The sequence below is a fragment of the Aliivibrio sp. S4MY1 genome, assembly GCF_028765545.1.
Classification (GTDB): Bacteria; Pseudomonadota; Gammaproteobacteria; order Enterobacterales; family Vibrionaceae; genus Aliivibrio.
This window is the reverse complement of record NZ_JARACP010000005.1, coordinates 26037-41645: the sequence shown is the minus strand read 5'-3', so window position 1 is coordinate 41645 and position 15609 is coordinate 26037. Positions and strand designations below refer to the sequence as shown.

General features: G+C 39.8%; 8 protein-coding genes. 4 read left to right on the top strand and 4 right to left on the bottom strand.

What is annotated here, in order from left to right:
• Positions 1-44: 44 nt before the first annotated feature.
• Positions 45-3410: an Ig-like domain-containing protein gene (locus PVK71_RS06970; protein ID WP_274418737.1), complete on the bottom strand. Its 3366-nt coding sequence runs from the start codon at positions 3408-3410 to the stop codon at positions 45-47.
• 619 nt (positions 3411-4029) lie between these two features.
• On the opposite strand from PVK71_RS06970, the gene PVK71_RS06965 reads away from it, so the two are divergent.
• The 4 genes from PVK71_RS06965 to PVK71_RS06950 all read left to right on the top strand — a co-directional run bounded on the left by PVK71_RS06965 (position 4030) and on the right by PVK71_RS06950 (position 11829).
• The gene (locus PVK71_RS06965; protein ID WP_274418738.1) at positions 4030-4980 is read left to right on the top strand and encodes a hypothetical protein; all 951 of its coding nucleotides are present in this window, start codon (positions 4030-4032) and stop codon (positions 4978-4980) included.
• A 205-nt stretch (positions 4981-5185) separates the two neighbouring features.
• Positions 5186-8722 carry a type I restriction-modification system endonuclease gene (hsdR, locus tag PVK71_RS06960; protein ID WP_274418739.1) on the top strand — a complete coding sequence of 1179 codons (3537 nt, stop codon included), beginning with the start codon at positions 5186-5188 and terminating at the stop codon, positions 8720-8722.
• 93 nt (positions 8723-8815) lie between these two features.
• Positions 8816-10462, top strand: a complete 1647-nt coding sequence (locus PVK71_RS06955; protein ID WP_274418740.1) for an N-6 DNA methylase — start codon at positions 8816-8818, stop codon at positions 10460-10462.
• Complete coding sequence (locus PVK71_RS06950) at positions 10459-11829, top strand: restriction endonuclease subunit S (RefSeq protein WP_274418741.1); 1371 nt, start codon at positions 10459-10461, stop codon at positions 11827-11829. Before PVK71_RS06955 ends, PVK71_RS06950 begins: the two co-directional genes overlap by 4 nt.
• 62 nt (positions 11830-11891) lie before the next feature.
• Here the strand turns inward: PVK71_RS06950 and PVK71_RS06945 are convergent, their stop codons facing one another.
• Genes PVK71_RS06945 through PVK71_RS06935 form a run of 3 tightly spaced genes read right to left on the bottom strand, consistent with a single transcriptional unit; the run spans position 11892 to position 15189 of the window.
• Positions 11892-13328: a YadA C-terminal domain-containing protein gene (locus PVK71_RS06945; protein WP_274421783.1), complete on the bottom strand. Its 1437-nt coding sequence runs from the start codon at positions 13326-13328 to the stop codon at positions 11892-11894.
• Positions 13329-13345: 17 nt separating this feature from the next.
• Positions 13346-13972, bottom strand: a complete 627-nt coding sequence (locus tag PVK71_RS06940; protein WP_130048831.1) for a ParB N-terminal domain-containing protein — start codon at positions 13970-13972, stop codon at positions 13346-13348.
• A complete protein-coding gene (locus tag PVK71_RS06935) occupies positions 13969-15189 on the bottom strand; it encodes a DUF3440 domain-containing protein (protein WP_274420895.1) in 1221 nt (406 codons plus the stop codon). Before PVK71_RS06935 ends, PVK71_RS06940 begins: the two co-directional genes overlap by 4 nt.
• Positions 15190-15609: the final 420 nt, after the last annotated feature.

The following is a 15609-nucleotide window of genomic DNA, read 5'->3' as shown; positions in this document are numbered from 1 at the left end:
TTTAGATATGTTAGATAACGAATTATCTAGATAACGTAACCAAATTATTGTGGGTTTAGACCTAGTTGCTCTAGAACCAGTTTAAAGTTAGCACGACGTTCTTTAACGTTATGAACTTCACCAGTAGAACACACTAAATCAGGACAACCACGGTTTACGATACCAGATACATCATCGATAAACTCAGTGCCTTTCATGCCACCGTCAACGTATTTCTTAAGCTCGTTGTGGTAGTTCCAGTTACCGTATTGGCCAGACTCATCTGGGTACGCTTGTACTGAAGTAACCCAGTAGAATAGACCTGCAATCCACTTGATTTCTTTGTTCTCTTCAGAGCTACAAATTAAGCCTGGGTTTGAACAGAAATCTAACTCAGCGTATAGCGGGTTCTCTGGTGGCGCTTCAACAACAACACCATCAATTGTTTTACCAATTGTCTCAGGGTCAACGTGTGAACGACCTAAGTAGTGGTTAAGTGTACCGAAGTTTTGACGACCAGTAGTTTGAATTACACCACGGCCCCACCAACCACAACCTTCAACATCAGCTTGGCTACTGCCATCCCAAATAAAGCTACCTGCTTTTTGATCTACGTATGTTTTACATGTATCACGTTCCCATACTTGCTTAGATGTATCTACAGAAGTAGGTACGTCATTACAGTGACCGCTGTTAGTCCAACGACCAACGCTACCGTTAACAAGCAGACCACGCTCTTCTAGTACTGCATTTGGAGCAGCAAATACAGGAGCTGGAGCACCGTACCATTTAGCGTGAGTTAGTGCACTTACTTCCATTTTGTTGTCACGAGGACAAGAGTAAGCGTGATCCAAACCAGAAACAGGGTTCACACCGTAATCAGCATACTTTTGGCCAAGTTGACCACAGCTCGCTGACATTGGGTAATCTGTTGCAGCACCGTATCTAATTTCAGCCCAGTTGTTCTCATCACATGCGTTGTAACGAATCGTTTCTTGCATACTCTGTGCTAAGAACGCAGCAATCGCTACTTTCGCATATTTGATGTTGGTTGCATCATCAACGTTTTCATCTAGTAGCCAGAACTTGTTACCAGCAACACCAACATTATGCATTGCATTCAGACCAGTCATGAAGTCAGTCCACTTATAAACAGTAGACGGAACCCATTGTGATTGAGGTGTTTCGTACAAGAATGCAGTGTTGTTCATTGTATCTTCAGCGTCAGCCAATTCACGGTTTAACGCATCAATGATAGTTAATTGGCCATTTTCTGTTGATTCACCAACATAGTACAGTGGCATTTTAGCTTTTTTGTATTCTTCGATTTCAGCAGTTAGTTTTGCTGTATCTTTATCAAATACGATAGCAAATACGTTGCTGAATGCAGCTTTACGCACTTGTGGTTTGCTTGCATTATCACCCATGAAATAAGCAGAAGCTTGATCTGTAGGGATATTGTTTAGCATTACAGGTGTTTTAACAAAATCAGAAACTTGCTTAACGTACTCTAGAGCATTATGCCATTGGTCGCTAGTTAGAGCTGCTGTTGAGCTTGACTTAGTGAACGCAATGAAATCAGCTTTAGTTGCAACATCTGCTTTGAACAACTCTAGTTTGTCTAGTAGATCAGCGCTGTAGTTAGATGCTTCATCCCAAACAGATTGTCTGCCAGAGTGAGTATCAAACGCGAAATCACCAATATTTAGAGACCAACCGTAGTTTGCTTCTGGTGCTAGCGTAGAGATGATTAGGTGGTGCGCAGTAGCCCAGCCTTTCAAGTCATTGCTAAGCGCGTTGATATCGTCGATGTCAATCTTGTTGCCAGTGATATCCATCGCTTTAGTTAGCGCTTCTTTAACCGCAATGCTGTTTGAAGATAATGCTTTATCTTGCGTTGCTTGATCAAGAACATCAGTGTTGATGATGATTGATGCAGAGCCAGCTTGTGCCGCTTTATTAATGATAGATACAAACGTGCTTGTTAGCTTATCAAAATCAGCTAAATCAGCGCTGTTGCTTGCTTCAATAGTTAGCATTGCTGGTGCCGCAGACGATGGGCTAGCAACAACTAACGTGTTTGGCCAACCAGCAACTTCTAGACGAACTGGGTCCATTGGGTTTGGTAGAGAAAGAAGCGGTGCTGTACCTGGTTCTGTACCATCACAATTTAGGTGAAGTGCCCATGAATCATCGCTACCAGGAACAGATTTAGTCCAGTAGATCGCAGAGTAAGCGATGTTCTTGTTAACCATAATGTCACCACCAGTTGCGTGATCACCACGTGTCCAGTCAGGGTAAACATTAAAGTCTTTACATAAGTCACCTGGAGTTACAGGCGGCTCTACAGGTGGCTCAACCACATCTTCTTCAACAGTGATTTTTACACTTGTTGTAGATGAAAGATCTTGAGCATCAGTAGCGATAGCTTTTAGTGTTACGTTACCAGCTTGAGTAGGCTGGAAATCACACGCAAAAGTGTTGGTATTAGCAGCATCAAATGAACAGATTTCTTTGTTGTTTGCAGTAACAACCAGTGTCGTCAAATCGTTATCTGCATCTGTTGCATTAACAGAGATAGCAACGCTTTCAGTTACGTTGATTGCAGAGCCATTAGTTGGCGTAACAAATTTAACTACAGGTGCAACGAAATCTTCAGTTACTTCTGCTTCTACAACAACAGATACTGATTTTTGTTCGATTTTTTGGTTATTTTTATCGAATACAAATACGTTAACTACCGCATTACCCGCTTCAACTGGAGTCCAAACGTGAGAGTACTGAGTGTTATTTTCGTTAACTGCTTTTTCAGCTAGTTTTGTGTTGTTTACCCAAAACTCAACTTTAGCAGCTTGGTTACCGTCAACATGTGCACTGATAGCAATCGTTGCATTTGCTTGAACAACTTGACCAGCTGTTGGAGCAAGAATAGACAGTTCAGTTTCTTCTGGTTCAGGCTTAACTGGTTCGTCAGAACATTCTGTTAGTGACCAGAACCACGAACTTGCGCTTGGCGTTTCCCATACACCAGGGTTGTTTTGAGCAATAAAACACTGGTTGTCGTATGAAACTACGTCGCCATTTGAAACTTGAGTTTTACCAGGGATAAATGGAATCACGTCACCTAAATCTGGATCTGGACCCGGCTCAGGCTCTGGTTCTGGTTCTGGTTCAGGTTCCGGCTCAGGTTCACCTGAACATACTGCAACATCCCAAAACCATGAGTCAGCGGTAGGAGATTCCCACACACCAGGGTTATTTTTAGCAACAAAACAGTCGCCATTAAAAGAAACCATATCTCCATTTTGAACTTTTGTTTCACCTGGAACAAAAGTAACAATGTTAGACGTTAAATTTACATCAGCGGCGTATAGATACCCACTGAACATAACGCTAGTAATAGCGGCTGTTATTTTATTTATTTTTATCACTGCTTTTTCTTCTTTTTATTTATCTTAATCTAGATAAATTTATTAATTATTAAAGTGTACGATGGATAGACTGTTTTATTATTTGTGTTAAATAAAGGTTAGTTTCTGAGTCGCTGTAATTAGATGAAAACCTTCAATCGATCCATACAAAATTCACATATCACTATTAAATTGATAGCGGGGCTGAATTTTCGTGCATTTTAACCAGAAGAAATTTTAAGGATATCTTAAAATATCAAAAATGTGATCTTGCTTCTATTTTGACTATTGGAATTGGGGTTGTAATATGTTGGGTGTCCGTTTTTTGACGCGTAAAGTCAGTTTTTTGTTGTTATTTCGCTTTTTTGGTTGCGGTTGATTTTCATTTGTCAAACAAAGACAGGGGGTTATCTTTGTCTTTAAATGTAATCTTATGTTTCAAAAATGAAAGATTGTCGTAAAGAGACATGATTCATCAGTCATTATTTTTTTGAAAATAGAGAAAGAAAAGTTATATATAAGGTTTAACATTATTATTTTTTCACATTCAATATTTTCACAAGCTTATAAACTGCATCATATTCATCTTGCCAATTACTATATCTCTCAACGAAACGACATTACTTTGAGAGACAGCATCATGTGCAAACAAAGCAGCTACAGCAAATACCAAAAACGCGTAATTAAATTTTTAAACGATCTGCTTGGTACAGACACGCCATTCACTTATGAAAGAGCCAAAAATAACCATTTAAAAGTATTGATTGAAGGTATCCCCAAGCCAATTTACACCGGCTCAACACCATCCGATTGCAAATCAATTAATAACTTCATGGCAGAAGTAAAGAGAGAGCTCAAAGCCAGCAAAAATGAGGTGGAGAAAACGGCACAACAAGAAAAACGTAAATTAGTCAGCCAGCTCAAGCAATCGAACGACAAATTAATTCAAAACTGCGTGAAATCACTAAGAACACGTATTAGTGCATTAAAAACGCAAGAAGAAGCGAGTGTACTTGAGAGCCAGTGCATTAATGGCATCAATTTGAAGCGTATCGAGATAGTAAAGCAGTCAGTATTACTTGCCTTACAAGCGCGAAAACAAGGCGCATACCTCAAACCAAAAGAGTTGAAAAGCATTGAAGGGGTAGTACACAACCACCTTAATTTCATGTTACCTAGCATGGCTTATTATGCCGAGCTATTAGACAGTAAATTAAAACGCAAACATACAGAGAAACAACCGATGCAAATTGAATCCTTAACCAACAACGTCATCAGTTTGGAGGATAAAACCCAACACGCCCCGATAAAAGAGGCGAAAAATGTGGCTAAAAAAACAAAGCAACCAGTGAGTAATAAAAACATGAATACAAAAAACAGTAATTCAGCCACTGAGTTGATGGCTATGTCGGCTAACAATCGCATTAGTCTGTTACGCAACTTAACCAAAGCCCAAGCGTTAATGTTAATTGATGACATTAACCAAGCCATGGCAGCAAACCGAGAAGAGGACATCGAAGCCGTAATCGCATTAATCCGAGACAAAGATCTGCCGCTAGACACGATCATCTCACGCATGGAAGCCGCGTAAAGATAAGCATAAACAAAGAGCATTTCGGTGCTCTTTTTTATTGTCATCTAAATATAAGAATCAATCCGTCATTTCTCCTATCCATGTCATCGTTTTATTTTTTAAAATCTGCTATAAAGCCACATACTAAAAATTCTAGATAAGCACTGGGACACCACACCATTACCTAAAATAAAACGTGGTTTACCAAACGGTTAGGTTGCATATGCAAAAATCAAATTTTGAGTTTCTAAAAGGCGTCAATGACTTCTTATATGTCATTGTGCGGGCGGCAGAGAATAACTTTCCAGATGACCCAAATACCACCTTAGTGAAAGTGCGTATTTTTGGAGAAGCTACCGCAAAGCACCTTGCAAAATTACTGGATATTGAAGCGCCAGATAATCAGCACGAGCTATTGCGTGAGCTAGGAAAAATTCCATTTGTTGACGACAGCATCCTTACTGTATTTCATAAGCTGCGTAAAATTGGCAACAAAGCCGTTCATGAATACCATAATGATTTGCAAGATGCTGAAATGTGCTTACGTTTGGCATTCCGTCTTGCCATCTGGTATTACCGCCTAGTCACCAAACAATTTGATTTCGCGGTGCCTGTTTTCATTCTGCCAAGCTCAGAAAACAAAGCCCAATTTGAACAAGAAATGCACTCATTAAAACAAGAGTTATTGCTTGTTCGTCAAGGTGAAGCGCAAACCAAAGCAGAAGTCGCTGCACAAAATGCCAAACTGACGGCATTAACTGGCTATATCTCAGTGCTAGAAAGTAAACAAGAAGAAACCCAAGGCCAAACCCAAGAACGCATCGCCGCGCTTGAGGCACAACTGCAACGTAAAGACGAAGAAATTGCCAAGAAAACAGAAGCAGAGCGTAAAGCGTACAAAAAGCAGATCACCGATCAAGCCGCCTCACGCTCGTTGGATCTCAGCGAAAGTGAAAGTCGCTACCTTATTGATAACCAACTGCGAAAAGCAGGGTGGGATGCCGACAGTAAATTACTTAGCTTCGCTAACGGTACTCGTCCACAAATCGGTCGAAATATGGCGATTGCTGAATGGCCAACAGGCAAAGATGAAACGGGTAAAACAGGCTTTGCCGATTACGTTCTATTCATTGGTCTAAAGGCCATTGGGGTTATTGAAGCGAAAAAAGCCAATAAAGACGTCGTGGCAAAATTGAGTGAGGCTTATCGCTATAGCAAATATTTTGATAACAACTTTTTGCGTAATGAATTACAGCACGCCGCCAATGATCAAAGCGCACTCGATCTAATTGCCGAGTCATTACCAACCTATTTACCAACATGGTCTGACTCATCCAGTTCAGAGCCGTATAAAATTCCATTCTGTTTTTCTGCTAACGGTCGTACTTATCGCTCAGCAATAAAAACCAAGAGTGGAATTTGGTATCGTGATGTTCGTCATGCCACAAATATGCCAAAGACCCTACCAGAATGGCACAGCCCAGAAGAGCTACTTGCCAAACTAGAGAGCGACAATCAACACAATAACCGTTGGTTTAGCGATAATGGCGACATGAGCGATCTCGGTTTGCGTTATTATCAAGAAGAAGCCGTAAAAGCCACAGAAGAGGCGATAACCAAAGGCCAACAAGACATTTTGCTCGCCATGGCAACAGGCACAGGTAAAACACGTACTGCCATTGCTTTAATGTATCGTTTGATCCAATCTCAACGCTTTAAACGCATCCTCTTTTTGGTTGATAGAACTTCATTGGGTAAGCAAGCGTTAGGTTCGTTTGAAGACACCAACATCAAAGGCGACACGTTTAATAGCATTTTTAATGTAAAAGGGTTAACCGACCGTTTCCCTGAAGACAGCACCAAGATCCACGTAGCAACGGTTCAATCACTGGTAAAACGCACACTGCAAAGTGACGAGACCATGCCTGTTGGCCGTTACGATTGCATTATTATTGATGAAGCCCACCGAGGTTATATTCTTGATAAAGAGCAGACCGAAGGCGAAGAAAAATTCCGTAATGAGTTAGATTTTATCTCCTCATATCGCCGCATTATCGATCATTTTGATGCAGTGAAAATTGCACTAACCGCAACGCCTGCACTGCATACCATCGATATTTTTGGTGGCGATAAGAAGCAGCCAGTGTACCGTTACAGCTATCGAAAAGCCGTGATTGATGGCTTCCTAACCGATCAAGAGCCGCCAATCCGCATCATCACCAAATTGAGTGACGGTGGCGTGTATTTATCGCAAGGCAGCGAAGTTCAGCGTTTATCAAACCAAGGCGAGTTAATTAACGACACCTTAAATGATGAACAAGGCTTTGAGGTTGCTGACTTTAACCGAGCCTTAATCGCCTCCAACTTCAATAAAGTGGTGTGCGAAGAGTTAGTGCACCATATTGACCCAACCAGCCCGCAAAAAACCTTAGTCTTTTGTGTGAACAACACCCATGCCGATGCGGTGGTGGAAGAGCTGCGCACCGCGTTTAAAGCCAAATACCCACAACTAGAGCACGATGCAATCATCAAAATCACGGGCGATTCAGATAAAGACGCCAATAAAGTGCAATCGATGATCACCCGTTTTAATAAAGAACGCCTACCTAACATAGTAGTTACGGTCGATTTATTAACCACAGGCATCGACATCCCAAGTATTTGTAATATCGTCTTTATGCGTAAAGTACGCAGCCGTATCTTGTATGAACAAATGAAAGGCCGAGCTACGCGTCTGTGTCCTGAAGTTGGCAAAACATCTTTCCGTATTTTTGATGCCGTTGATTTGTATTCTACTCTGCAAAGCGTTGATACCATGCGTCCAGTGGTAGTTCGTCCAACGGTGGATCTACAAACCTTAGTCAACGAAATAACCGATTCAGAAACCTATAAAACCATAGAGGCGGACGGACGCAGTTTTGCCGAGCACAGCCATGAGCAGTTGATAGCCAAATTGCAACGCATCACCAGTCATGCTCATTTTAACCGTGATAAATCCAAAGAGATCGAAGCACACATCAAACGCTTTGATGAATTGTGTATCGACAACGCAGGGTGTGACTTCTTAGGGCTTGCCAAAACGCTCAAAGAAAAAGGGCCAAAATGGTCAGCGGAGATCTTCAATGCTTTGCCAAACATGGTAGGGCGTTTAGAACAATTGAAACTAGACATTAATGAACTGCGTGACATGCCGATCTTCACAGATATAGAAGATGCGGTGATCAAAGTCGAAACCCTGTACGGCGAGCACAAAAACGCCGACGATTTTTTAGACGCCTTCGATGCCTTAGTCACACGTTCAGCCAATCAACAAGACGCGTTAGACATCATCATCAACCGTCCACGAGATTTAACACGAAAAGGCTTATTAGAGCTGCAAGAGTGGTTCGATGCCCAAAACTTCAATGAACCCACACTAAAAACCGCATGGAAAGAGAGCAAAAACCAAGATATCGCCGCGCGATTAATTGGCCACATTCGTCGTGCCGCCATTGGGGATGCGTTATTGCCGTTTGAGCAGCGAGTCGAAATAGCGTTAGACAGAATAAAATCAAGCAAAGAGTGGCAACCCGTTCAACTACAATGGCTTGATCGCATCGCCAACTCAATAAAAGAGAAAGTGGTGTTGGATGACGACACCTTCAAAACGGGTAATTACAAGCGTAGTGGTGGCAAACGTAAGCTAATGAGCGTCTTTAATGATGAATTAGACGGCATACTGCTTCAATTTAATGAATATATGTGGGATGAGCCTGCCTAGGCGGGTACAATTGATCTCAATTTTTATACCGAATTTAATGCATTTAACGATGGGCAGAGTAGTGCCCATCGCACAAATCAATAGAGAAATAACATGAACAATAATGATCTGGTCGCCAAACTGTGGAAATTGTGTGACAACCTGCGTGATGGCGGAGTGTCTTACCAAAACTACGTCAATGAATTGGCCTCGCTGCTGTTTCTTAAAATGTGTGAAGAAACAGGGCAAGAAGACGATTTATTGCCAGAGGGGTTTCGCTGGGCCGATCTAAAAGCAAAAATTGGTCAAGAGCAACACCAGTTTTACCGCAATATGTTGGTACAACTGGGTGCAGATGATCACGCCATTGTTCGTGCTATTTTCCAAAACGTAAACACCACCATTACTCAACCAGCACAGTTAACTGAGCTAGTGTCGAACATGGACAGCCTTGATTGGTACAGTGATGAAGATGGCGACGAAGGCAAAAGCCGTGATGACTTTGGTGATATGTACGAAGGCTTACTGCAAAAGAACGCCAACGAAACCAAATCAGGCGCAGGCCAATACTTTACGCCACGCGCATTAATCAGCACCATTGTGAACGTTATACAACCACAACCGCGCGAGATCATCCAAGATCCGGCAGCAGGGACGGCAGGCTTCTTAATTGAAGCGGACAAATACATTAAATCAAACACCGACAACTTATTTGCACTCCCAGATGAAGATCAAGAGTTCCAAATGAAAAAAGCCTTTGTCGGTTTAGAGCTAGTGCCTGAAACGCGTCGTTTGGCGTTAATGAACTGCTTATTGCACGACATTGAAGGTGATGAGAACGAAGGCGCAATCCGTTTAGGCAACACCCTAGGCAGCGCAGGTGAAAACCTACCTAAAGCCAACGTGATTTTAACCAACCCGCCATTTGGTAGTGCATCAAGCACCAATATCACCCGTACTTTTGTTCACCCAACAGGTAACAAACAACTGTGTTTTATGCAGCATATTTATGATGCGCTAGAGCCGGGCGGTCGTGCTGCCGTAGTGATCCCAGATAACGTCTTATTTGAAGGTGGTAAGGGCACAGAAATTCGCCGTGATTTAATGGATAAGTGTAATCTACATACCATTTTGCGTTTGCCTACGGGTATCTTCTACGCGGCAGGGGTAAAAACCAACGTACTCTTCTTCCAAAAAGGCACGCCAGAGAACCCAAATCAAGATAAAGGCTGCACCAAGGAGACATGGGTATTTGACCTACGTACCAACATGAACACCTTTGGTAAGCGCCGTCCATTAACTGAAAAGCACTTTGATGTGTTTGTGAATGCGTATGGCAGCGATGCAAACGGTTTATCTGCTCGTGAAGAGGGGGTTTACGAGACGCTAGGTAACATCTTTGCTGAAGGGGAAGACTCTGTTGAACACACTTTAGAGAACGCACGTTTCCGCAAATTCAGCCGTGATTACATTCGTGATCAAAAAGGCGACTCGTTAGATATTTCGTGGTTAAAAGATTTAGAAGCCACCAGTGCAGAGAACTTGCCAGAGCCAGAAGTATTAGCAGGTGAAGCAATGGCAGAGCTGACTGAGGCGATGTCTGAGATTTATCAGCTGATGCAAGCGCTAGGGGCGGATGATGTGGCTGAGGGGCAGAAGTTGTTGGTGGCAGAGGCGTTTGGGTTGAGAGAGCAGGAAGAGCAGGTTTCAGGATTCAGGGGTGGGGAGCTGGGCGCTCAGGCGCAGGACGGTGAACTATGAGTTCGTTGCCGAAAGGGTGGATGATTACACCTTTAGATAATATTGCTTCTTGGGGCTCAGGAGGAACACCGAAACGTAGTGAGTCGTCTTACTATGGTGGTGATATTCCTTGGGTGAAAACTGGTGATTTAGGGCCCAAGTATCTAAAAGAGGCGTCTGAGTATATTACTCAATTAGGTTTAGATAAATCTAGTGCAAAATTATTTAAAAAGGGTTCCGTTGCCATTGCAATGTATGGGGCAACTATTGGTAAAACATCAATTTTAAAGTTTGATACTACAACTAATCAAGCGTGTGCTGTTGGTCAGCCAATTGATGGGACTACTACGACAGAATTCCTTTATTATTTTTTAAATAGTGAAAAGCAAGTCTTTATTAAAAAGGGTAAAGGTGGAGCTCAGCCGAATATATCGCAACAATTGATTAAAGCTCATATGGTGAGATTACCCCCACTAGCTGAACAAAAGCGCATCGTTGAAAAACTGGATGAGGTATTGGCACAGGTCGATACCATTAAAGCGCGTTTAGATGGTATTCCTAGTTTGCTAAAACGCTTTCGCCAATCGGTACTCGCTTCTGCGGTGTCGGGGAAGTTGACGGAGGAGTGGCGTGGGGACGCGGAAAAAGCATGGAAGAAAGGGATTAAGCTCGATTCTCTTTGTGAAAGCTCATTCTATGGTCCGAGATTTAGTAAAGATGATTATAGTGATGTGGGAATTCCTACTATTAGAACTACGGACATGACTGCTAATGGGGGGATTAATGTAACTCCTGATACGCCGAGAATTTTAGTCCCAGATGAAAAAATGGAACAATTTAAGGTGAATAAAGGTGATTTACTCGTTACACGAACTGGGAGTGTTGGTGTAATGGCTATTTTTACAGGGGACTATTTGGCTATCCCAAGTGCCTACTTGATTAGATTTAGGTTCAATCCAAGTGTGTTGGTAGAGTATGTATATATATTCTTAACTTCACCAGTAGGTCAAGAGATTATGGGGTTAAGTGCAACAACGACGACCCAACCGAATATTAATGCTAAATCGATTAGGAATATTGAAATTGACCTGCCTTCGATAAAAGAGCAAAAAGAGATCGTTCGTCTCGTCGAGCAATATTTCGCTTTCGCTGACACCATTGAAGCGCAAGTGAAAAAAGCGCAAGCGAGAGTGAATAACTTAACCCAAAGTATTTTAGCTAAGGCGTTTCGTGGTGAGTTGGTGCCGCAAGATCCAAACGATGAACCTGCGGATAAGCTACTAGAGCGCATTGCACAGGCTTACATTGAGGCAGAGGCGTTAGCTAAGGCTGCGAAGAAGGCTGAGACGGCAAGAAAGAAAGCAGAAAAAGCCACCGCTAAAGGCTAATTGATAATTTTATAAGCACGCTGAAACGCGTGCTTTTTTAGGTTGGAATAAAATAAGTATTATTATCTAAAGCTGTAGCTTGCACCTACACCAAATGTCGTATCTTTTGAGCCGGAAGTCGCTAATGATGTTTTTACAGCAATCCCTGATTCAAAAGACTTTGAAATACCCAAAGCATACGCATCTTGACCATCAAAATAGCCATAACCCATGCCAATTGAAAATGAGCCATCGGTTAATGTCGGGATATTTGTCATTGCAGCAACTCCGGCAATACCTCTTGATGATAATTTTCTATTTTTATCAATTTGAGATTGAAGATTGTTGATAGAATCTTTAAACATATTATTCCAGTCATTAGTATATGAGCTATCCATCGAACCTGAACTATTCGCTAATGCATCGTGGTTTGCTTGAATCGCTTCTCCAACTTTGTTTAAATCATCTTTTACTGCATTAATATCATGCTCTAAGCTTGCAGAGGTAGCAGCATTACTCGCTTGAGCAGCGACTATTGCCTCATGGTTTGTTTGGATAGCACTACCTGCAGCTGTTAAATTATCGCTTACCGCTTGAACTGCATTATTTGTTGCTACTGTATTTTGAGCATTAACCACAGTACCAAACGTTGCCAGTTTGCTAAGTTGCTTCACATTATCCAAGCTTGCAGAGGTAGCAGCATTGCTCGCTTGAGCAACGACTATTGCCTCATGGTTTGATTGGATAGTGCTACCTGCGGCTGTTAAATTATCGCTTACCGCTTGAACTGCATTATTTGTTGCTACTGTATTTTGAGCATTAACCACAGTACCAAACGTTGCCAGTTTGCTAAGTTGCTTCACATTATCCAAGCTTGCAGAGGTAGCAGCATTGCTCGCTTGAGCAACGACTATTGCCTCATGGTTTGATTGGATAGTGCTACCTGCGGCTGTTAAATTATCGCTTACCGCTTGAACTGCATTATTTGTTGCTACTGTATTTTGAGCATTAACCACAGTACCAAACGTTGCCAGTTTGCTAAGTTGCTTCACATTATCCAAGCTTGCAGAGGTAGCAGCATTGCTCGCTTGAGCAGCGACTATTGCCTCATGGTTTGATTGGATAGCACTATCTGCGGCTGTTAAATTATCGCTTACCGCTTGAACTGCATTATTTGTTGCTATTGTATTTTGAGCATTAACCACAGTACCAAACGTTGCCAGTTTGCTAAGTTGCTTCACATTATCCAAGCTTGCAGAGGTAGCAGCATTGCTCGCTTGAGCAGCGACTATTGCCTCACGGTTTGATTGGATAGCACTATCTGCGGCTGTTAAATTATCGCTTACCACGTTAAAATTTTCATTAACTCGATCTACTACATTATTAAGAGCGCCTCTAGTTGCCAGTAAACCAGAGTCACTACTTTTATACGGTTTGTTTATTGTTGGTATATCAGCGGCTATAGCGTATTTTGGTAATATCGCTATTAAAATACTAGATATTAATAATTTCTTAATCATATGAATCTCCATATTTATTACCTCCATGCAAAAGAAAAATCTTCATCTTTATACGCATGAGCTAACCCTGTAATTTGTTGCATTCTTAATACTTCATCAGGTTCCATTCCTAGTTCCTGGCATATTTTTTCATTAGTCCATGATGACTGTTTTAATTTAATTATTAAGTTTGACGTTAACTCAACTTGATGTACTCCCCTTGCAATATTATGTCTAACTGATGATGCCATACTATCGTTATTACTTTTTGTTAAAATAACAGTTGGAATATAGCTGTGAAATGAGTTTTTAATATCAAGATTATTCTTTATCATTTTAACTCTGTGTGAACCATCAATTATGTTATATAGTTCATTATCATTTTTAGATACGACTATTGGCATAGTTAAACCATCTTTTTTAATTGATTGTTTTAATAACTTATACTCAGGTGGTGCCATAACATTAGGGTTGTAATCATTATTTTTAATTGAACTTGAACTTATTAATTTAACATTTAAAATTGGATGTGCAATATCAATAATTCTGTAGGCTATGTCTGATAGCTGATTAAATAAATCAACCCGAAATTTAATGTTTAAATGTGATGTTTTTATACTTTCAATTTGATTTATAATAACCAATAACTCTTCAAGTTCATTCATACATAACCTCTTCCGGTAATATAATCTTCATAAGTTTCTATATATAAGTTTGTTAATCTTTTATTCTGACCAAACGATAAGCCATAACACCAATAATCATTTTTTATTAAAACCTTACATATTCTTCGCCAGCTTGGTATTTTTTTAGCAGATTCTAATTTTTTATCACCAAAATCAGGGATTGAATAAACACCTGTCTTGATTTTATTTTTTCTCCACCAATATAAAAATTGAAATATCCTTGATCTATAATGTTTTTCTAAATCTGGTGGCATAGTTTTTAACAAGTATTTACTATAAGATTTGTAAGTATATCCATCAGGCAAATCAAATTTATAATAGCCTAAAATTCTACCTTGGCTTTTACTATACCTAGCACCGAAATTGCATCCTTCGACACGTTCTACAAGTTTTTGCCATGTATCAAACTCTAGTATTTGGTATAACCATAAGCTTTTCCTTTGGTCGTCTCCAAAAGGTTGACATAAGCGTTGCTGTGCTAATGAAACACCAGCCATATGCATCAAGTCATAAATTTTATTATACAAATATTGATATTTTCCATTAGCTATCCAAATATCAGTCACTTTCCAATCGTATATTGGATAAGCATGATAAACACTTTCAGTAACTTTGGTTGTCCATTTGAAATTAAGATATTTACTCTTATGTTTATTTTTAATTGTTCTATATCTATTTAATGATTCATCAGCACGTATGGCAATAAAACAGGCACATTGTGAGTTTTTCATTAAGGAATACCATTTAGAAAATTCAAAAACGAATTCTTCAAACTCCATACCAAATTTATAAAAAGGAAAATAAGTCATATCTTTTATTACCGAATTATTTTTTGGAAATTCTCGTAACCATTTATATTGAAAACATGGGTCCCAACAGATCCATTTAGGCTGAAATTGTGAAACTGAATTTCTTAAACTAAGAGGAAGACAAATCCAAAATGCATTTATTTCCTTTTTTGAGACCATTCCCTCTATATATTCAATAGTATTTTTATACTGAGCTTCTAAATCTATGATCAATACGTCGACAGGTAAGCGATTTCTCTTTCTGGATTCATCAATAATCAAATTTAAAAGTACACCAGAATCTTTTCCTCCAGAAAATGAAACATAGAAGTGTTTGAATCCATCCAAAATAGTATTTATACGTTGTCTTGCAGCTACATCCACATTAAAAGATAAGTTAATTTTCATAAATACACTTTATTTATAGTTTGTATGTCTAGTTCAACAAAAAGAGTTTATTTAAATCTCTTTATTCCTGATGTAAATATCAACTAAAAAACAAATGCAGTAAAACAAAAAAAACAAATGCTGTTCATGAGTATTTTGAATTATTATGGACAATGAACTTATTTTAGTATTAAAACTCTAATTTATACTTTTTTGTTAATGGTTTTTTTATTTTACTATTAAATAAGTTTAAAAATAATTAAAGAAATAAAATTGATAGCATCAGTTTATTAATTTCATGATTGAAGAATCTAATGTCAATTTTTTGTTAAATAATTTTATTATTGACAACGACTGAGATTGCTTTAATAAAAATAAAGTCAAATGCCAATAATTATTTAAGCTATAAAATCAAATGGTTATATTTTTCTGAGATTGAAA